The sequence below is a fragment of the Nocardia sp. NPDC051929 genome (genome assembly GCF_044548645.1).
GTDB classification, from domain to species: domain Bacteria; phylum Actinomycetota; class Actinomycetes; order Mycobacteriales; family Mycobacteriaceae; genus Nocardia; species Nocardia sichangensis.
The window spans coordinates 282,362-301,034 of the sequence record NZ_JBIUCG010000005.1; the positions used below are offsets into that span (position 1 = coordinate 282,362).

Sequence of the window (18,673 nt, forward strand, 5' to 3'; positions counted from 1 at the left end):
TCGCCGCACCCGTATCGGAGAGGCCTGGTCGGTTGAACCGCGCTGTCGGCGGAGTGGCTTGTGCGCCACCGGGGAAGTTGCTCAGCCACCGGTGAACTCGGGTGGTCTGCGCTCCAGCACGGCCGCGACGGCCTCGCGATGGTCCTCGGTGTGATGCGCGGCGGCCTGCATGGCCGCCGACAGTTCGAGCAGGCTTTCCAAGGTCTGGTGTGTTCCTTCGCGCAGCAGCCGCTTGGTCATTCGCAGCACATGCGGCGGATTGGCGCACACGCGGGCAGCGAGCCGGTGGGCCGCGTCCAAGAGTGCGCCGGGCTCCACCACCTCCGAGACCAACCCCCAGTCGAGTGCGGTGTGCGCGTCGATCGGCTCACCGGTGAACGCCATTTCGCAGGCCCTGGCCATGCCGATCGCCCTGGGCAGCAGCCAGGCTCCGCCGTCGCCGGGGACCAGGCCGATCTTCACGAAGCTCTCGGCGAACACGGCGGTGGCAACGGCGATCCGCAGGTCGCACAGCAAGGCCAGGTCGCAACCCGCGCCGATCGCCGGGCCGTTGACGGCGGCGATGGTGGGTATCTCGCAGTGATACAGCGCTCTCGGGATCCGCTGAATCCCGTGACGGTATTCCTGACGTAGCCGCGCCGGTGTGCCGCCGAACATTCCGGCGCGGTCGCGCATGTGCTTGACGTTGCCGCCGGAGGAGAACGCCGAGCCGGCACCGGTGAGGATGGCCGCCCGGAGGCTGTGGTCCCGGTTGGCCGCCGCCACCGCGTCCTCGAGGGCGCTTATGGTGTCCGCTTCGGAGATCGGATTGCGGGCTCGCGGGTTGTTCAGGGTCCAGACGACCACATCGCCGGTCCGGTCGATCAGGATCGGGTCACTCATCGCGACCTCCGGACGCCGACTCGGACAGGACGATTCGCACATCCACCGGCGTGAGGTCGTGCCCGGACGCGATCACCGGATTGAGATCGAGTTCGGCTATCTCCGGGTGCGCGGCGACGAAATCCCCGATGCGCACGAGGAATCGCGCGAGCCCGTCACGATCGACCGCGGGCAGGTGCCGGTAGCCGTCGAGCATGCGGGAGGCGATGGTCTCCTCGATCATCTCGTGAGCTTCCGATTCGGTGAGGGGGACGGCTCGGAACGCGACATCCCGGACCGCCTCGACCAGCACCCCACCGGAGCCGAAAGCCAGCACCGGCCCGAAGATCGGATCCCGGGTCGCGCCGACGAGCAACTCCACACCAGCGTCGGCCATGGGGGTCACGATCATTCCGTCGATCCTGGCGTCGGGCACCTTCGCGGTCACCGCGTCGACAATGGAGTCGGCGTTCTCGGTCGCGGTGGAGGCCACCACTCCCAGCCGGACGCCACCGACGTCCGACTTGTGGATCACCTGTGCTGAGACGACTTTCAGTGCACACGGTCGCCGGTACGCGGCGACTGCCGGAGCCACCGCATCCATGTCGCGCGCGAAGGTCCACATGCCGACCTCCACTCCCGCGTCGGCCAGCACCCGCCGCGCGGTCGGCTCGTCGAGGATCCCCGAACCCGGGATGGGCGGGGCGGGCGGCGGCAGTGTCAGCGAGGAGCGCCGGGCGCGTTCGGCGATCAGGCGGCCGCGCCGGTGCAGAGCCGCCGCCGCTCGCACGGCGTGCTCGATCGAGCCGAGCACCGGTACGCCGCCGGCGCGCAGCCGGTCGTGATTGGCGATATCGAGACCGGCGTAGCAGCTCTGGATCACCAAGGGCACGTTGTATTCGGCCGAAAGCGCGAGCAGGACGCCCGCCGTCGCGTCTTCGCTGTCGCGCAATCCCGCGTCGAAACGCAGGTGGTAGCCACCGAACAGCCCGATGATCAGCACGAGGCCCACCGCGGGATCGCGCATGAGGATCTCGGCGGCTTCGGCGAAGACCATCGGGTCGGTATCGGTGGCGCCGGCCACATCGACGGGGCCCGAGACCGCGGCCGCCGCGCCGAGCACTTTCCGCAATTGTTGCCGGGTGTGCTCCGCGAGCCGCGCGGATTCGATCCCGTGCGCGGCCAGGCCGTCCGCCGCCAGCGCGGCGTGTCCACCGCCGTCGCTGAGAATCGCGACCGTGCGCCCCGGGGTGATCGGAGCACACACGGCGAGGGCTCCCGCGACGACCGCGAGTTCGTCGGAGCGATCGACCAGTTCCACCCCGGCTTGGCGCAGGACGGCGGTCGCCACCGCGTCCGAGCCCGCTATCGAGCCGGTATGCGAGGCCGCGGCGCGCCGGCCCTCCTCCGAGCGGCCGCCGCGCAGCAGGACGACGGGCGTGTCCGGCACGGTCCGAGCGGCCGCCACCAGGAACGACCGCCCGTCGGCGAATCCCTCGGAATGGATCGCCACGACACCGGTTTCCGGATGACGGGCGAGTTCGACCAGGCATTCGTCGTAACGGACGTCGGCTTGGTTGCCCAACCCCACGTACGCGTGAAAGCCGGGACCTCTGAGGACGTTGTTGTCGTTCACCAGCGACAACAGCATGTTCCCGCTCTGCGTGATGACGCTGATCGGTCCGCGCGGAACACCCTGCAGTCCCACCAGATTCGCACCCGAAGTGAGGTTGAGCAGGCCGGAGGTGTTGGGACCGATGACGCGAATGCCGGTCTCGTCGATCGCGGCTGCCAGCTCGGCGGCGAGATCGGCGCCGTCCACGCCGATCTCACCGAAACCGTTGGCGAGCACCACTGCTCCGGCGATGCCCGCGGTCGCGCATTCACGCAACACGCCGGGCACGGCTGCGGCGGGCAGGGCGATCAGCGCGACATCGGCGCCGGGAGGAACCTGATCGAGCGATGCGCAGACATCCAGGCCGAGTATTTGCCCGGCATTGGGATTGACCGGATAGACGGGGTTTTCGTAACCGGCCTCTCGCAGAGCGCGAATGGCCTGGTGACCACGCTTCGCCGGGTCGGAAGACGCACCGACCACCACGACGGAGCGTGGATCCAAGAGACGTTCGAGCGCGGTGCGGACCGAGGCGTCGAGTGTGGGCACGTCACTTCCCTTCGAACACAGGGGTGCGGCGTTCGGCGAACGCCGCGACGCCCTCGGCCCAGTCCCTGGTCGCCATCAACTCCAGGATCTGGCGCGGCTCACCGGCGAGCGCGACTTCCAGGGGATCGTCACGGCGCAGCGCGGCCTTCATCCGCGCCAGCGACAACGGCGCTTTCCCCGCCAATGCGTCGGCGAGTCCGCGCGCAGTATCGAGAAGGACGTCACCGGGCACCGACGCGTAGGCCAATCCCCACTCGAATGCTTGTGTGCCGGTGCAGCGCTCGCCGAGGACGAGCAGATCGGTGGCGCGGCGCAGACCGACCAAACGCGGTAACCGATGGGTGACTCCGCCGCCGACGAACGTCCCGATGCTCACCTCGGGGAAACCGAGCTGCGCGTCCTCGGCCATCACGAGGAAGTCCGCGCTCACCGCCATTTCGGCGCCTGCGCCCAGCGCGTATCCGCCGACGGCGGCGACGACCGGCGTGTCCATTCGCTGGATCTGCTCGCACGCCCGCTGGGCGAGATCGAGGTAGTGCGCTTGCTCGGTGGGCGTGCGGGAGCCGGCGTGGTGCGCCTTCAGGTCGGCGCCGGCACAGAACGCGCGGCCCGCACCGTGCAGCACCACGCAGCGCACCGCCGGATCTGAATCGGCGACCACCAGATGGCCGATCAACGCTTCGTAGAGCTCTTCGCTGACCGCGTTGAGCCGTTCCGGACGGTTCAACGTCAGCGTCGCTGTCGGACCGGACCTGCTCACCAGCACCATGGACATTCGCTCATCTCCTCCTGCTCGGGTCGACGTCACACTATGCCATAACAGTTGCATTCCCATCTCTGAATGCAAATCGATTTGCACCCACGGGGACGCGGGTGTTGCATGACCGACCATCAGTTACCCGGGTCACAGCCCACGGTCCTTGGGAGGCATCGTGCCCACCTCAATTCCCCCTACGCGAAATCTCCAGCACACCATCACCACTCGTCAGCTCACGATGATCGGGATCGGCGGCGTCATCGGCGCCGGGTTGTTCGTCGGCAGCGGCACCGCGATCGCGGCCGCCGGACCCGGCATCGTCCTGGCCTATCTGCTCACCGGCCTGGTCGTGATCCTGGTGATGCGCATGCTGGCCGAACTGGCCACGGCGCGCCCGGAGACCGGTTCGTTCTCGAGTTACGCCTCACGCGAACTCGGGCCATGGGCCGGACTGTCGGTCGGCTGGGTGTACAGCTACCACTGGTCGGTGACGGTCGCTTTCGAGGCCGTCGCCGGTGGCGCGATCGCCAACCAGCTGGCGCCCGCGGTGCCCGCCTGGGCGTTCGCCCTGCTCTTCCTGAGCGCCCTGACCGGAGTGAACTTGGCCGCGGTGAGCTCGTTCGCGCGTTTCGAGTTCTGGTTCGCCTTGATCAAGGTCGCCGCGATCGTCGTCTTCATCGGCGTCGGCATAGCGGCGATCTGCGGCGCGTTCGCCCACTACACCGCACCGGGCACGACGAACCTGCTGGGACGAGGCGGGTTGCTGCCCAACGGATTCACTCCCCTGCTGGCCGCGTCGCTGACGGTCTTCTTCTCCTACTTCGGCACCGAATTGGTCACCATCGCCGCCGGTGAGGCCGACGATCCGGTCAACGCCGTGCGGGCGAGCATGCGCAGCGTCGCCGGGCGCATCCTCGTCTTCTACGTGGGCTCGATCCTGGTCGTCGTGACCTTGTTGCCGTGGGACAGCGCCGAGATCACCGAAAGTCCGTACACCGCGGTGCTGAATCTGCTGGGGATTCCCGGCGCCAGGACCATCATGAACCTGATCGTGCTCACCGCGGTGCTGTCGTGCCTTAATTCGGGGCTCTACTCCGCGTCGCGCATGCTGTTCGCGCTGGCCCAACGCGGAGAGGGGCCGCGACCGCTGGGCCGCGTCACCCGCTCCGGTGTGCCGACGGCCGGGGTTCTCGCCGCCGCGAGCGCCGGATTCCTGGCCGTGGCCGCGAACTACTTCCTGCCCACCGGAGCGGTTTTCAGCTTCCTGCTCAGCTCGTCCGGCGCCGTCGCGGTGGTGGTCTACCTGTGCATCTGCGCCACGTACATCGCCGGCCGACGCAACCGCGCCGCCATGGAATCCGCCGCGCCGGCCGTACGGATGTGGGGGGCTCCCTATCTGCCGTACCTGGTCTTGGTCACTCTGCTGGGCATCGTGGTGGGGATGGTGTTCGGTTCCGATACCCGAACGCCGCTGGCGCTCACCCTGGTGGTCACGACCCTGGCCGTCGCCGCGGGCCTGCTGCACCAACGTCGCGCCGACCGGGTCGCGGCGATGACGCCGGTGAAATAGCCACCGGCAGAACAGGATCAGACGCCGTCGGCGGCGTATACGCCGAATTCGCCCAGCAGTCTCTCCTCCTCCAACAAGGTCTCGCGGACCTCACGGCCGAGGAGGTGCGCCACCGCGCCGGACAACGCCTGGACGATCGACGTGAAGGCGGTGATCGAGCGCAGCACGCTCGCGCTCGACGCCTCGACGTAGAAGGTCTCGTGCGCCGCCGCCGCCAGCGGCGAGGCCGGGGTGTCGGTCAGGGCCACGACGTGGGCGCCACGCTGGCGGGCCCACCGCGCCGCACGGACCGTGTCGGAGCTGTAGCGATGGATCGATATCGCCACGAAGCAATCCCCCGCGCGAACACGGCGCAGTTCGTCGGTCAGCGACCCCCTGGTCCCCGTCACGGTCGCCACGTCCTCACGCAACAGACCGAGCAGGTAGCCCAGCAGATAAGCAGGCGCGTGGCACTTGCGCAGGCCCATCACGTGGACGCGGGGCGCGCGCGCCAGCTGGGCGGCCACCGCGTCCCAAGTGGTGTCCGCGATGCCCGCGAAGGAACGCGCGATGTTCGCCTGGTCCAACACCACCTGGCTCTCCCGCAGGCCCGCACCCTGCGCCACCAAGTGTTCGAGATTCTCGAAACGGCGCAGCAACTGCGCCCGCTCCTGCAGCCGCTCCTGACACAGGCGGGCCAAGCCGGGATATCCCTTCAGCCCGAGGCCATTCGCGAACCGCACCACCGTCGCCTCGTTGACGCCGACCGCGCTCGCCAGATCGGACACGGTCATGAACGCCACCGCCTCCGGGTCGGACAGCACGCGCTCGGCCAGCTTCTTGTGCGAGGCCGACAGCGAATCCCATCTGGCGCGGATCTCGGTGACCAGATCGTCGAATGTCGCCGGACCCGTCGCCGACTCCGCACTCGCGCCCACCGCGCCTCCTCCACCACTTCGCCCACCACGGATTCTTTCCCAATCTATCCGACCGAGCCGAGCGGCCCCCCGGGGTCGGCCCCCGATCCGGGGCGCAGGAAATCGGTCCCGCTGGAGCGCACATCCCGTCCCCACCGCCCGGCTCGCACCGGATTTCGCGGCATTGTCGCGTTCGCCGTCTGATGCACACCACGAACACGACTTCATTGGTGATGCCAATCAAAGGTAGGTATAGTTGGCACCGCCAATGTTAGTGGCGCCAACGAAAGGGGCTCTCATGTCCACGAATACCCTGATCGCCGATCGGATCGAGATCGCCGATCTGTTCGCGCGCCTGGCGCGCCTGCTCGACGAGAAGCGATGGGAGGACGCGGCCACCGTCTTCGCCGACGATGTGGCGATCCACTCGCCCCGCAACGGCGACCTCCAGGGCATCGACAACCTGGTCGGCCTCATGCGACAAGCCGAGGTCGCGGAGGAGCACACCCAGCACGTGACCACCGACCTGTTGGTGGACGTCCACGGCGACCAGGCTGCCGCCTCGGCGAACTCGCTCGTGTACTTCTTCCGTGAAGGCCGAGCACCCCATCGAACGAGCGGCCTGCGCATGGCCTGCACCGTCGTACGGACGCAGGCGGGCTGGCGACTCAGGGAGTCGCGGACCACACTTGCCTGGATGCACGAGGAGTGATCTCTCCCCACCCCGCCGGCTCGGCCCGGCGGGCTCCGGATCGTTACCGCGTAACCGGATCAGGACGCGGTCAGCTCGGCGGCGAAGAGCTCGCGCACCCGCTGCCAGGAATCCTCGGCGGCTTGCTTGTCATACACCTCACGGCCGGGGAAGAAGAAGGCGTGCCGAGCCTCGGGATACACCACCACGTCGTGCCGGACACCCGCCGCCGACAACGCCGCACCGATCCGCTCCCGCTGATCGGCATCGATGATGTGATCCTGCCCGCCGAAGAACAGCGCCAGCCGAGCGGTGATACCAGGCGTCGCCGCCGACAGCGGATCCGGAACGCTCAACGCCATACCCGAGTCGGGCACCCATCCCGGGTAGTAGATGGCGGCGGCGCGCAGCGGCAGCCGGGTCGCCGCGAAATAGGTGACGTGGCCACCGAGGCTGAAGCCCAGCATGCCGACCCGGTCACCGGCCCCGGCATGCTCGCGGGCATGGTCGGCGGCGGCGCGCAGGTCCGCCTCGACACCGTCGCGGGTCAATCGGCCCAGCAGTTCGAACGCGCGGGCCCGGTTGGCATCGCTCTCCTCGAACCCGGCAGAGGTCTCGGGACCGCTGCGGTGGTACAGATTCGGCGCGATCGCCACATATCCCAGGGCGGCGACATCGCGCACGACGGCCCGGACCTCATCGGTCAACCCCCACAACTCGGCTCCGACCAGGACGAGCGGGTAGTCGCCCGCCCCCTCCGGCCGGGCGAGATAAGCCGCCATGGGTGTCGCGTCATCCTGGGGGATTTCGATCTGCTCGGCCGTGATCTCGTATGTCACGAGGCCACTCTAACCGCTTCGGATCTCCACCGCGCCAGAGGAAATCGCGCACCGGCTCTCCGGAATCACGGGCACTGCGCCAGGACGCCTGGCGGACCGCACCCGGGCGGCGGATCCGGCCCGACGTCCTCGGCTGCGCCGGGATCGTCAGCGACCGCCTATCCGATGTGTAGCGGCGCCCGCCCCGGACCGCGAGGGCCCCCGACTCGAGCGGCGAGGGTTCGCGCCGCACACCGTCACAGGTGGCAAGTCGTCCGGTTGCGGCGAGGTCGCTGCTGGGCCTGTAATGAGCGCGAGCACCCGCTGAGGCGGGGTGATACCCAGGTGGACGGCGTGGCGGTCCGCCGACCGCGAGGAGTGCACGATGACAACCGGATACGTGTGGAACACCCTCTACGGGTGGGCCGACACCGGCAGCGGCAGTTTGTTCCCGTCCGACGTCACGGTCGGTCTCCAGCCGATCGGCCATCACCTCGCGCATCCCGACACCAAACGACGCTTCCACGAATTGGTCTCGGTGTCCGGACTGCTGGACGAGTTGCACTCGATCAAGGCGGAACCGGCCGACGAGGCCGACATCTTGCGGGTGCACACCACGCAACATCTGGAGCGCATCAAGACCGAGAGTCTGCAGCCGAAGGGCGGGGATGCCGGCGACGGCGTCTCGTCCTTCGGCAAGGGCGGATACGAGATCGCCGCGCTTTCGGCGGGCGGTGCGATCGCACTCGTGAAACATGTGCTGGCCGGGACGGTCGACCATGGTTACGCGCTGGTCAATCCGCCTGGGCACCACGCTACCCGCGCTACCGGCATGGGCTTCTGCGTCTTCAACAACATCTCCATTGCCGCCGCCTACGCGAAAGACGTACTCGGCGTGCGACGCGTCGCCGTCGTCGACTGGGACGTCCACCACGGCAACGGCACGCAGGACATCTGGTATGAGGATCCGTCGGTCCTGACCATCTCGATCCACCAGCATCTGTGTTTCCCACCGGATTCCGGCTACCGGGAGGAGCGCGGCACGGGCGACGGACACGGCTACGCGATCAACGTGCCGCTCCCGCCGGGTAGTGGAGACGCCGCGTATCTCCATGCGATCGACCGAGTCGTCGAACCCGCGCTGCACGCCTTCGCGCCCGAGCTGATCATCGTCGCGTCCGGTTTCGACGCGAGCATCCTCGATCCGCTGGCTCGGCAGATGGTCACCAGCGGCGGCTTCCGGCACCTGACCCGCCGGATGCTGGACATCGCCGCCGCGACCTCCGCGGGCCGGATCGCCTTCGTGCAAGAAGGCGGCTACAGCCCGCACTATGTTCCGTTCTGCGGGCTGGCGGTGCTCCGCGAACTGCTGGGCGAACCGTTCGTGGACGACCCGTACACACCGATCGTCACAACGCAAGGCGGCGACGTCCTCCTCGACCACGAGGCGGCCGCGATCGAAGCGGCCGCCGCCTTGGTCGCCGATCTCTGACCCCAGTCGGCCCATGGCGACACCTGCTGTCCGGCGCAGATTCAGAACGGCTCGGCGGGACGCGGTTTCGTCGAACCGCCGCACCGGGATTCGCTGGACAATCGCTACTGGTGACGACGACAACTGCGCCTCCGCTGGAGACATCGTTCAGTTCGCGGCGAACGCTTCGCCACGAATCCACTTCAGCAGGGTCGGATTGTCCACGGTGGTGATGACGCTGACCTCGTGCCCGGCATCGAGCGCCTGGCCGGTGAGCAGACGGCCGGTGGGACCATTGGCTCCGAACACCGTGATACGCATGGCAACTGTTCCTTCCCGAGCACGACACGCACTGACAATCGGTTCGGAGGGCCGTGCACAGCCGAGTGACGCCTATCGCCCGTGCCCGAAAGGGCTTCGGTCACGGCCACGGCGACGATCTCGACCGTCACGACCAACCGAGCGACCACAAGACGCCGTTGACGGCGCCCGCGTGACAGGTACGGACGCGTGACATGTGTCACCTGAAGGGGCGACACCGGTTGGACCAGGTCCAGCGCCTGGCGCATCGGTCGGTCTCGGCTCGGAGTCACCTATGCCGAGGAGGCGAGGACGCCCGGGTTCACACCGTGCCGGCGTGCACCAGGTGCGGCACCGAATTCGCAGGCCGAGCGGCGGCTCCGACGCCATACGCGCTCAACAACTCTGTCGCAGTACGGTCTTCGATCCGTGTGAAGCCGAAGGACAGCAACGCATCGCGGATCTCCTCCGCGGTGAAGAAGCTGAGCCACGGCTCACCGACCGCGGCGACGCGATCCGCGCGTGCCTGCCTGTCGTCGGCCGCGACGTCATGCGGCGCCGAGGAGGGCGGGTACAGATAGTCGAAGACCACCTCCGCGGCGGCGCCGTGACCGGCGATGTAGCGCAGTGTGTCATCGATCGATGCCCTGGTCAGGTACATGACAACACCCAGCCAGACGAACAACGCGTCGCTGCTGCGGTCCAGACCGGCCGCGGCCAATCCGGCGGCGAGCGTGGACTCCTCGAAGTCGATCGGGGCGAAAGTCAGCGATGGCGGGACGGCGATTTCGGCCTCGGCAAGCCTGCGCCGCTTCCATTGCTGGGTGTCGGGATGATCGACCTCGAAGAATCGCACGTTCTCGTGGGCATTGCGGTAGGCGCTGGTGTCCAGCCCCGCACCGAGGACGACTACTTGGTTGGTCCCCCGGGCCACCGCGGCCGCCACCACGTCATCGGCGAAGCGGCTGCGCGCCGCGATGAACAAGCGCCGTCGACGAGCCAGATCCTGGTCGATCCCTCGCTCGAATTCGCTGGCGCCTATGGCTGCTTCGCCGACGATCCGCACAGCCAGCGGATCCGTGAACACCCGCGGCTCGTCGGCGATTTGATGGTGGGCCCTCGCTCGCGCTACGGCCATGGCGGTTCTACTCGGTTCCCCGACCTGCATTCCGCCACCCTACCGATCGGACCGGATCACCCACACACCAGACGGTGACCGTCGCCGCTTGACGCATCACCACCTGAATGAGAGCATTGCTCTCAAGAAAGAGCGGTTATCACTGGAGGTAGTTGTGCTCGGCGCGGTCAAAGCGGCCAATCTCGGCCTGATGTTCTTGTTGGAGTTGAGCGTGCTGGGGAGCGCCGGATATTGGGGTTTCACCGTGAATGCGCAGTGGCCGATCAAGATCGTGGCGGGCATCGGCGCACCCCTGCTGCTCGCGGTGCTGTGGGGACTGTTCGCCGCAGGCGGCGGAACCAATGCCACGTACCCTTTACACGGTTTCGCTCGAATGCTGTTCGAATTGGCCTGGTTCGGCACCGGCGCATTGGCGCTGTACGGCGCCGCGTCACTCACCCCGGCCGCGATCCTGTTCGCCTGCTACCTCGTCAACGGCGTGCTGCGCGTGGCATGGAACCAGGGGTGACGCGGCACCGACGCAGCTCCACGCCGAGAAGCCCGCCGAAGACCAGTTCCCCGCGGAGAACGGCGATTCGAATCCCGAGCGCGAGCCGGTCGTCCCATTCCGCGCTCCCGGTCGCGCGGCCCGCAGTCGGGCGCGCTGTCCACGATGGTTCACCGATCCCGGCCGCCGCTGGTGAGTAATGCCGCGCCGCAACTCTATTCGATGAGAGGATCCTCGACGACGGTGTCCAGGTGCGTCGACAGGTCGTCGACCAAGCGACCGAGCAGGCGAACGAGGTCGCGCTGATCGGACGCCGACCATCCGGACAGGGCCTGGTCGAACCATCCGTCGATGACTCGCAGATAACGGCCGATCAGCTTCTCCCCGGCCGGAGTGAGGGTAATCAATCGGGCGCGTTGGTCGTCCGGGTCCGGGACACGCTGCACCAAGCGGCGCCGTTCGAGACCGTTGAGCTGGCGCGTGACGTGCGGCCCGGCCACCTGCATCCGGGCCGCTATCTCCCCTACCCGCAACGGTCGCCCCGCGGATTCCAGGATCACGAGTATTGTGACCGCGGGCCGCTCCAGGGTGATTCCGGCTGCCGCCGTGGCTGTTTCGAACAACTGCCCACGACCCAGCGTGTTGCTCAGCTGCGTCATGCGCGGCAGCAGCCCCTTCAGCGCGTCGTTGTCGCCGCTCATTTCCCACCTTGTTCAGATACCTAAGTTAGGTATATAGTACTCGGCATCCCATCCCTCGACAGCGACGACGTGCGGTCGAAAAATAGATACCTAAGGTAGGTAGATGAAAATGCAGACATCAACGGACATCCTGATCGTCGGCGCGGGCCCGACCGGTCTGGCCCTCGCGATCGACCTGGCCCGCCGAGGCGTCGGTTACCGCATCGTCGACCGCGCCGCCGGACCCAGCACGGCGTCGCGCGCCAAGACGATCCAGCCCCGGGCCTTGGAGGTCGCCGACGACCTCGGCGTGATCGATCGAGTGTTGGAGCTGGGGCGGGTGCATGTGCCGACCCGGCACTACGACCGTGACCGCGTGATCTCCGAGGCCGTGGAGGCCGCGCTGGGCGTACGCGATCCAGGGGTGCCGTACCCGCCGGTGTGGTTGTCACAGCCGCTGTTCGAGCAGATCTTGCGCGATCGGCTCGCCGAACTCGGCGGCCGGGTCGAGTGGGGAGCCGAGGTGACGGCCGTCGCGCAGACAGCTGACGCCGTGGAGGTGACCGTGTCCACGACCACCGGTGATCGGCGAATGCGCGCCCTCTACGTCGTCGGTTGCGACGGTGGGCGCAGCGTGGTCCGGGAGCGGATCGGCGCCACACTCGCCGGGGTGTCCTATGGCGACCACCGCTGGTGGCTCGGCGATGTGCGGATCGAGGGCTTGGACAATCGCTGCCAGCACGTGTGGATGAGCCCCGAGCACGGGATCCTCTCGCTGTTCCCGCTGCCCAGCACCGATGTCTGGCAATTCCAGGCGTCCATTCCCGCCGATGACCCCGATCCTGCCGCGCCGACGCTCGACCTGTTCCGGCGCCTGTTCGCCGAGCATTCCGGACTGGGAGAGGTCCGCATCGAGGATGCCGGTTGGTTGTCGCTCTACCGGATCAATGTCTGCCTGGCCGACCGTTACCGGGTCGGGCGGGTCTTCCTCGCCGGGGATGCCGCGCATATCCACTCCCCCGCCGGTGGGCAGGGCATGAACACCGGCATCCAGGACGCCTACAACCTCGGCTGGAAACTCGCCGCCGTTCTCGACGGGGACGATGAAAGCCTGTTGGACACTTATGAACTCGAACGCCGCGCGGTCGCGCGGGCCGTCCTCGACGACAGCACCGACCGTATGCACGCACTCATGCGCTCCGCGGGCAACGGCGACGGAGCGTCGGCCGTCCGCAGGCTCACCGACGATTTCACCACCGGGCTCACCGTCGCCTACCCCGACAGTCCGCTCACCGGCCCCGGCCCGAGGACCGGCCGCGTTCGCGCCGGTGACCGCGCTCCCGACGCCGTCGGTATCAAGGCCTCGTCCGGTCGCGAAGTCCGGGTGTTCGATCTGCTGCGCGGTCCCCATTGGACCCTGCTCACCTTCGACCAGGGCAACGCTCCCGACCGGACCGACGCCCGCGGCACCGCAGCGACGCGAACGATCCGGATCACCACCGACACAGCCGCTACCGAGGCCGACACTCTGATCGATGGAGACGGCAGTGTCCACCGCAACTACGAGATCACCGGTGACACCGCGGTACTCATTCGTCCCGACGGCTACATCGCAGCCGTGTTCCGCGACGAACCCACGGTCGCGGGACGGCGGCACCGCTCGGCCGACATCGGAGAGGACGTGCGGCCGGGCGTGGAGAACCAGGACTCGACGCGATCGGCATAGGGGGGATGACAGAGCAAACCCGTCCTGAGCGGCCCGCTCCCATCGCGGGTCGAGGCGGTTAGCCTGAGCGGGTGGGACCGATCGGGCTCGAGCATGACACCGGGTGGGATTTTCGCCGTTCGGCCGGTGACGCGCCGGTGGGCGGCACGGCGATGATCGGGTATCGCGCTCATGGGGCCGGCGGGTTGGACCTCCGGGTCACCGCGCTACCGGCGGTCACGGTGCTGATCGAGTTCGGGGAGAACGAACTGATCGTCGACAGCACGGCGGGCCGGCAGGCACTCAGCGGCTTCGTCTCCGGGTTCCCGCACGGGACGATGCGGGTGCGCACCGAGCGGGCCGAATGCATCGAGGCGCGCTTGTCGCCGCCGCAGTTCTATTCGTTGTCGACTATCGATCCGGTCGATCTGGGCCGCACGGTCGTCGGCTTGGACGATCTGTGGGGTCGCGGGGCGCTGTTGCTGCGTGAGCGGCTCGCCGGTGCCGCGACATGGGAGGAGCGTTTCGCGCTGACGAATTCGTTTCTGCGGCAGTGCGCCGACCCGACCCGGACCCCGGACCCGGAAGTCGTCGCCAGTTGGCGGCGCATCGTCGCGAGCCGAGGGCAGGTCTCGGTCGGCGGACTCGCCGGATCCTGCGGATGGAGCCGCAAACGGCTGTGGTCCAGGTTCGAAGCCCAGATCGGACTGACCCCGAAGCGGGCCGCGATGCTGGTCCGGTTCCGGCACGCGGTCGAAGGCCTGCTGACGGGCCTTCCTGCCGCCGACGTCGCGGCGACCTGCGGCTACACCGACCAGTCCCACCTCTGCCGGGACGTGTCGAGCTTCGCGGAGATCACGCCGGGTGCGCTGACGGCGGAGCCGCTCACCGCCATCTCGAAACACCGCTACCGAGTGTGGGGAACATTCTTCCGGTGAACGGCTTCAGCTCCTATTGGGGCAGGCGGAGGGCCGATTCCGCGCATTCGACGCCCGATCACTCCCGACGGGAACGATCGCGTCGCCCATTTCGATCCGGCTGACTGTAATGCTGGCCGCACCGGGGTGGGCGTGGTTTCCTCTGACCCGATCATCCGGTTCGAGCGAAAGGCCCTGGTATGTCCGCCGATCACACAGCCGGCATCGCATCCGCTCCGCAGGTGGTCGGGTCAGGCGGTCACGTCGGCGCGCCGAGCACCGTGATGGCGGGCAATGCCGGGCTCCACTCGACGGTCGACCCCGTCGCACAGGCGGCATAACCCGTTCTCGTGACCAGAGGACTCGTGCCCACAGAACTCCTGTCCGGCAAAGAATCGGTTACGGTCGAAAAGGAGCGCGAAATCGGTCGTGCGGCGATTCGCTTTCCGCGCGCCGCCGGAAATCGAACCCGCAGTGTCCACGACTTTTCGCCGGCTCGCGCGGCTGTACACGGACAGGTACCGACCGGTCTTCGGCTGACGATGGGAATCCCGTGAATTTATGGAGCTATATCCGGGGGCGGGGCGAAGTCCTGGCGTTCCTGACCTATCAACACGCCTCCCTGGCGTTCCAAACCGTGCTGGTCGGAACCGTGGTCGCCGTCCTCATCGCGGTGGCGGTCTATCGGCTGCCGCTGCTGTCCGCGCTCTCGCTGACCACCAGCCGGGTCGCGCTGACGATTCCTTCGCTGGCACTGCTGGCGATCCTGCTGGTCCCGTTCGGGCTGGGGGTGGTCCCGTCGTTCGTGATGCTGGCGTTCTTCGCGGCGTTGCCGGTGGTCGGCAACGCGATCGTGGGGTTGCGGTCGGTGCCGGCCTCGGTCGTCGAATCCGCCCGTGGGATCGGCTTCTCGCGCCGGCGCATTCTGCTGACCGTCGAATTGCCGATCGCCTGGCCGGTGATTCTCACCGGTATCAGGGTGTCCACCCAGATGATCGTCGGGGTCGCCGCCATCGTGGCCTACGTCCTCGGACCTGGCCTCGGATCGCTGATCTTCAACGGACTCTCCCGCCTCGGCGGCGCGAACTCCCTGGAGATGGCGCTCACCGGAACCATCCTCATCGTCATCATCGCGCTGGTGTTCGACGCACTCCTCGTCCTGCTCGGACGCCTCACGATCGCAAAGGGACTGTCATGACCGACGATGTGACCACCGGGCCCGCTCCCGCGCCGACGCAACGCTCGGTGACCGGCGCGTCCATCACACTGGACTCGGTCGTCAAGCGCTACAAAGGCCAGGACAAGCCTGCGGTGCGGCGCCTCGACCTCGAGATCGAGGCGGGAGACATCGTCGCGTTCGTCGGCCCGTCCGGGTGCGGCAAGACGACCACTTTGAAGATGATCAACCGCTTGATCGAGCCGACCGAGGGCCGCATCTTCATCGGCGGCCGCGATGTCACCAGGGAGGACCCGGACAAGCTCCGGCAATCGATCGGATACGTCATCCAGTCCGGCGGCCTGTTCCCGCACTGGACCGTCGCCAGGAACGTCGGCGCCATCCCCCGGGTGCTCGGGTGGGACAAGAAGCGGATCGCCGAACGCACCGAGTACCTGCTCGATCTGGTCGGTCTGGATCCCGCCACCTTCGCCGACCGGCTGCCGAAGGACATGTCCGGCGGACAGCAGCAGCGGGTCGGCGTAGCGCGTGCGCTCGCCGCCGATCCGCCGGTGCTGCTCATGGACGAGCCGTTCGGCGCGGTCGATCCGATCACCCGGGTTCGCCTGCAGGACAGCTTGATCGCGATCCAGCAGGAACTCGGCAAGACCATCGTGATCGTCACCCACGACTTCGAAGAGGCCACCAAGCTCGGCGACAAGGTGCTCATCCTGTCCGAAGGCGGTCAGGTCGAGCAGTACGCGAGCCCGGAGGAGATCCTCACCGATCCGGCCACACCGTTCGTGGAGGAGTTCGTCGGGTCCGGCGCGAAGCTGGCCTATCTGACCGTGTCGCGGGTGCGCGACGTCGCCTACGACGACGTGATCACCGCGCGGATCGGCGAGTCGGCGCAGGGCGTGATCGACCGCGCCGAGGCCGCCGGACAGACCTGGGTCGTCGTCGTCGACGAGGCCGGGCGGCCCCGGTCGTGGCCTTCGCTCACCGAACTGGCGACCAAACCGGAGGTCTCCGACTACCTGGATCGGCGGTTGCCCGTGGTCGCACGATCCTCGACGCTCAACGACGCGCTCGACGCCATGCTCGCCACCAGCCAAGGCGCCGCCCTGGTCACCGACGGCCGCGGCGCGGTCCTCGGCTCGCTCAGCATCGACACGGTCACCGACGTGATCCGGACCAAACTCGCCGAAGGCCGCGCCGACGCGGAGGACCTCTCCTACGTCACCTACGTCGACGGAACCGATCCGGCGCCCACGCCGGTGGTCGCCGCCGACGAGGAACCCGGATCGGACGAGCCGTCATGAGCCGTCTGCGCCGCCTGCCGATCGACGTGTGGTTCGAACCGATCGTCATCCTCGTCATCGCTGTCGGATATGTCCTCTGGTACCGGTCGACGACATTCACCGCGACCGAGCAGGCGTCCCTCGGCTGGGACAACCTGCAGACCACGATCGTCCAGCACATCGAGCTGACCGTAGTGGCCACGGTGATCGTGGTGGTCGTCGCGATTCCGCTCGGCATCGCGCTGACCCGCCCGGCGCTGCGGCGGCTCGAGCCCATCGCGGTCAATATCGCCAATATCGGCCAGGCCGCGCCCGCGGTCGGGCTGCTCGTGCTGTTCACCTTCTGGCTGGGCACGGGATTCCGCACGGCGATCGTCGGTCTCGTCGTGTACGCGGTGCTGCCCATCCTGCAGAACACGATCGTCGGGCTCCGGCAAGTCGATCAGCGCACCATCGAGGCGTCCCGCGGCATCGGCTATTCCGCCGCGCGCACGCTGTTGCAGGTCGAACTGCCGCTCGCGGTCCCGGTGATTCTGAACGGGGTGCGCACGGCGTTGGTGATCCTCGTGGGCACCGCGACGTTGAGCACGTTCATCGGCGCGACCAGCCTCGGCACGCTGATCACCACCGGCGTCACCCTCTTCCTGCCCAAACTGCTGGTCTCCGGCGCGATTCTGGTCGGACTCCTGGCGTTGACCATCGACTGGCTCGGCCGACTGGTGGAACTGGCCGCGACCCCACGAGGTATCTCATGAGGTCGCCACGAGCCCGGCTGGTCGCCCTGCTCTGCGCACTCGTCGTATCGGCGGCGGCGCTCGCCGGGTGCGGTCTGGTGAGCTCCTCGGGAACCTTCCACGACGCGCGCCTGCCCGGCGGTGACCGGCCGCTGGACGGCGCCGAGCTGGTCGTCACCTCCAAGAGCTTCACCGAGGGCGTGCTGCTTGGCAAGATCACCGCGACCTACCTGGCCGCGGCGGGCGCGAAGGTCACCGACCTGACCGGGGCGCCGGGCTCGGCCTCGTCCCGGCAGGCTCAGCTGGGCGGCGACGCCGATGTGCTCTGGGAGTACACCGGCACCGGCTGGGTCAACTACCACAACCGGACCGAGACGATCTCCGACCCGACCGAACTCTGGCAGCGCGTGCACGACATCGAGAAGCGCGACCACGATCTGGAGTGGCTGCCGCCGGCGAACTTCAACGACACGTACGCCTTCGGCGCGTCGACCCCGACCGCCGAACGCCTGCGCGTGAAGTCGCTGTCCGACGTGGCCGCGCTCCCCGTGCCCGACCGTACGTTCTGCGTCGACGACGAATTCTTCAGCCGCTCCGACGGTTTCATTCCGATGCTGCAGAAATACGGTATCCCCTACAACGATCCGAACGGTGTCCCCTCCGGCAACGTCACGCGGATGGACGCCGGTGTCGTCTACACAGCCACGGCCAAGAGCGCCCCGTGCAATTTCGGCATGATCTACACCACCGACGGCCGGGTCAAGAACCTGAACCTGGTGGTCCTCGATGACGACCGGAAGTTCTTCCTGCCCTACAGCGGCACCGCAGTCGTGCGCGGCGCGATCATCGATCGGTACCCGCAATTGCGCGCGCTGCTCGCAACCATCTCCGAGCACCTCACCGACGAGCTGATGCAGGATCTCAACGGCCGGGTCGACATCGACGGCGAAGACCCCGCCGACGTCGCCTACGACTGGCTGAAGAGCGCGAGGCTGGTCGAGTAGGGCCGGCACGATTTCGGCCGCCG

The 18,673-nt window shown here is 67.9% G+C and carries 18 protein-coding genes; 10 read left to right on the plus strand and 8 right to left on the minus strand.

Translation table 11 applies throughout. The features are described from left to right. Positions 1-81 precede the first annotated feature (81 nt). From ACIHAX_RS08735 to ACIHAX_RS08745, 3 genes are read right to left on the minus strand one after another with little or no spacing between them, the layout of a single operon-like run. Positions 82-882, minus strand: coding sequence for a crotonase/enoyl-CoA hydratase family protein (locus tag ACIHAX_RS08735; protein WP_356968431.1), 801 nt, complete (start codon positions 880-882; stop codon positions 82-84). After that, on the minus strand, positions 875-3,025 hold the full coding sequence (locus ACIHAX_RS08740; protein ID WP_397276622.1) for an acetate--CoA ligase family protein: 2,151 nt from the start codon (positions 3,023-3,025) through the stop codon (positions 875-877). The genes ACIHAX_RS08735 and ACIHAX_RS08740 overlap by 8 nt, the downstream gene beginning before the upstream one ends. A gap of 1 nt (position 3,026) precedes the next feature. Then, positions 3,027-3,800: an enoyl-CoA hydratase/isomerase family protein gene (locus tag ACIHAX_RS08745; protein ID WP_355079333.1), complete on the minus strand. Its 774-nt coding sequence runs from the start codon at positions 3,798-3,800 to the stop codon at positions 3,027-3,029. Positions 3,801-3,957: 157 nt separating this feature from the next. Here ACIHAX_RS08745 and ACIHAX_RS08750 point away from each other — a divergent pair, with 157 nt between their 5' ends. Then, complete coding sequence (locus ACIHAX_RS08750; RefSeq protein WP_397276625.1) at positions 3,958-5,352, plus strand: amino acid permease; 1,395 nt, start codon at positions 3,958-3,960, stop codon at positions 5,350-5,352. A gap of 17 nt (positions 5,353-5,369) precedes the next feature. Here ACIHAX_RS08750 and ACIHAX_RS08755 read toward each other — a convergent pair whose 3' ends face one another. After that, complete coding sequence (locus tag ACIHAX_RS08755) at positions 5,370-6,269, minus strand: MurR/RpiR family transcriptional regulator (protein ID WP_364435466.1); 900 nt, start codon at positions 6,267-6,269, stop codon at positions 5,370-5,372. A gap of 277 nt (positions 6,270-6,546) precedes the next feature. Here ACIHAX_RS08755 and ACIHAX_RS08760 point away from each other — a divergent pair, with 277 nt between their 5' ends. Next, positions 6,547-6,960: a nuclear transport factor 2 family protein gene (locus tag ACIHAX_RS08760; protein ID WP_355079339.1), complete on the plus strand. Its 414-nt coding sequence runs from the start codon at positions 6,547-6,549 to the stop codon at positions 6,958-6,960. Between the two features lie 59 nt (positions 6,961-7,019). Here ACIHAX_RS08760 and ACIHAX_RS08765 read toward each other — a convergent pair whose 3' ends face one another. Continuing rightward, a complete protein-coding gene (locus tag ACIHAX_RS08765; RefSeq protein ID WP_364435462.1) occupies positions 7,020-7,778 on the minus strand; it encodes a dienelactone hydrolase family protein in 759 nt (252 codons plus the stop codon). Between the two features lie 364 nt (positions 7,779-8,142). Here ACIHAX_RS08765 and ACIHAX_RS08770 point away from each other — a divergent pair, with 364 nt between their 5' ends. After that, complete coding sequence (locus ACIHAX_RS08770) at positions 8,143-9,249, plus strand: class II histone deacetylase (protein ID WP_397079943.1); 1,107 nt, start codon at positions 8,143-8,145, stop codon at positions 9,247-9,249. Between the two features lie 147 nt (positions 9,250-9,396). Here ACIHAX_RS08770 and ACIHAX_RS08775 read toward each other — a convergent pair whose 3' ends face one another. After that, on the minus strand, positions 9,397-9,549 hold the full coding sequence (locus ACIHAX_RS08775) for a hypothetical protein (RefSeq protein WP_355079345.1): 153 nt from the start codon (positions 9,547-9,549) through the stop codon (positions 9,397-9,399). Positions 9,550-9,850: 301 nt separating this feature from the next. After that, positions 9,851-10,666, minus strand: a complete 816-nt coding sequence (locus ACIHAX_RS08780; protein ID WP_379255893.1) for a class I SAM-dependent methyltransferase — start codon at positions 10,664-10,666, stop codon at positions 9,851-9,853. Between the two features lie 88 nt (positions 10,667-10,754). Between ACIHAX_RS08780 and ACIHAX_RS08785 the strand changes: the two genes are divergently transcribed. Beyond that, a complete protein-coding gene (locus tag ACIHAX_RS08785) occupies positions 10,755-11,174 on the plus strand; it encodes a YrdB family protein (RefSeq protein WP_364435451.1) in 420 nt (139 codons plus the stop codon). A 194-nt stretch (positions 11,175-11,368) separates the two neighbouring features. Here the strand turns inward: ACIHAX_RS08785 and ACIHAX_RS08790 are convergent, their stop codons facing one another. Then, entirely contained in the window at positions 11,369-11,854 is a 486-nt protein-coding gene (locus ACIHAX_RS08790; protein WP_397276628.1) for a MarR family winged helix-turn-helix transcriptional regulator, read from the minus strand. Positions 11,855-11,963: 109 nt separating this feature from the next. Between ACIHAX_RS08790 and ACIHAX_RS08795 the strand changes: the two genes are divergently transcribed. The 6 genes from ACIHAX_RS08795 (at position 11,964) to ACIHAX_RS08820 (ending at position 18,650) form a co-directional block, all read left to right on the plus strand. Beyond that, complete coding sequence (locus tag ACIHAX_RS08795; RefSeq protein ID WP_397276630.1) at positions 11,964-13,559, plus strand: FAD-dependent monooxygenase; 1,596 nt, start codon at positions 11,964-11,966, stop codon at positions 13,557-13,559. A 71-nt stretch (positions 13,560-13,630) separates the two neighbouring features. Continuing rightward, positions 13,631-14,476, plus strand: coding sequence for a helix-turn-helix domain-containing protein (locus tag ACIHAX_RS08800; RefSeq protein ID WP_397276632.1), 846 nt, complete (start codon positions 13,631-13,633; stop codon positions 14,474-14,476). A gap of 532 nt (positions 14,477-15,008) precedes the next feature. Further along, positions 15,009-15,653 (plus strand): ABC transporter permease, encoded by a 645-nt coding sequence (locus ACIHAX_RS08805; RefSeq protein WP_355079357.1) that lies wholly within the window; start codon positions 15,009-15,011, stop codon positions 15,651-15,653. Then, on the plus strand, positions 15,650-16,933 hold the full coding sequence (locus tag ACIHAX_RS08810) for an ATP-binding cassette domain-containing protein (RefSeq protein WP_397276635.1): 1,284 nt from the start codon (positions 15,650-15,652) through the stop codon (positions 16,931-16,933). Before ACIHAX_RS08805 ends, ACIHAX_RS08810 begins: the two co-directional genes overlap by 4 nt. After that, positions 16,930-17,667, plus strand: a complete 738-nt coding sequence (locus ACIHAX_RS08815) for an ABC transporter permease (RefSeq protein WP_397276637.1) — start codon at positions 16,930-16,932, stop codon at positions 17,665-17,667. The genes ACIHAX_RS08810 and ACIHAX_RS08815 overlap by 4 nt, the downstream gene beginning before the upstream one ends. After that, positions 17,664-18,650 (plus strand): glycine betaine ABC transporter substrate-binding protein, encoded by a 987-nt coding sequence (locus ACIHAX_RS08820; RefSeq protein ID WP_355079363.1) that lies wholly within the window; start codon positions 17,664-17,666, stop codon positions 18,648-18,650. Before ACIHAX_RS08815 ends, ACIHAX_RS08820 begins: the two co-directional genes overlap by 4 nt. The last annotated feature ends 23 nt before the right edge of the window (positions 18,651-18,673 follow it).

Coding starts and splice junctions, on each gene's coding strand:
- ACIHAX_RS08820 (WP_355079363.1), top strand. CDS start 17,664: ATGAGGTCGCCACGAGCCCGGCTGGTCGCCCTGCTCTGCGCACTCGTC.
- ACIHAX_RS08770 (WP_397079943.1), top strand. CDS start 8,143: ATGACAACCGGATACGTGTGGAACACCCTCTACGGGTGGGCCGACACC.
- ACIHAX_RS08760 (WP_355079339.1), top strand. CDS start 6,547: ATGTCCACGAATACCCTGATCGCCGATCGGATCGAGATCGCCGATCTG.
- ACIHAX_RS08790 (WP_397276628.1), bottom strand. CDS start 11,854: ATGAGCGGCGACAACGACGCGCTGAAGGGGCTGCTGCCGCGCATGACG.
- ACIHAX_RS08815 (WP_397276637.1), top strand. CDS start 16,930: ATGAGCCGTCTGCGCCGCCTGCCGATCGACGTGTGGTTCGAACCGATC.
- ACIHAX_RS08775 (WP_355079345.1), bottom strand. CDS start 9,549: ATGCGTATCACGGTGTTCGGAGCCAATGGTCCCACCGGCCGTCTGCTC.
- ACIHAX_RS08810 (WP_397276635.1), top strand. CDS start 15,650: ATGACCGACGATGTGACCACCGGGCCCGCTCCCGCGCCGACGCAACGC.
- ACIHAX_RS08795 (WP_397276630.1), top strand. CDS start 11,964: ATGCAGACATCAACGGACATCCTGATCGTCGGCGCGGGCCCGACCGGT.
- ACIHAX_RS08735 (WP_356968431.1), bottom strand. CDS start 882: ATGAGTGACCCGATCCTGATCGACCGGACCGGCGATGTGGTCGTCTGG.
- ACIHAX_RS08780 (WP_379255893.1), bottom strand. CDS start 10,666: ATGGCCGTAGCGCGAGCGAGGGCCCACCATCAAATCGCCGACGAGCCG.
- ACIHAX_RS08745 (WP_355079333.1), bottom strand. CDS start 3,800: ATGTCCATGGTGCTGGTGAGCAGGTCCGGTCCGACAGCGACGCTGACG.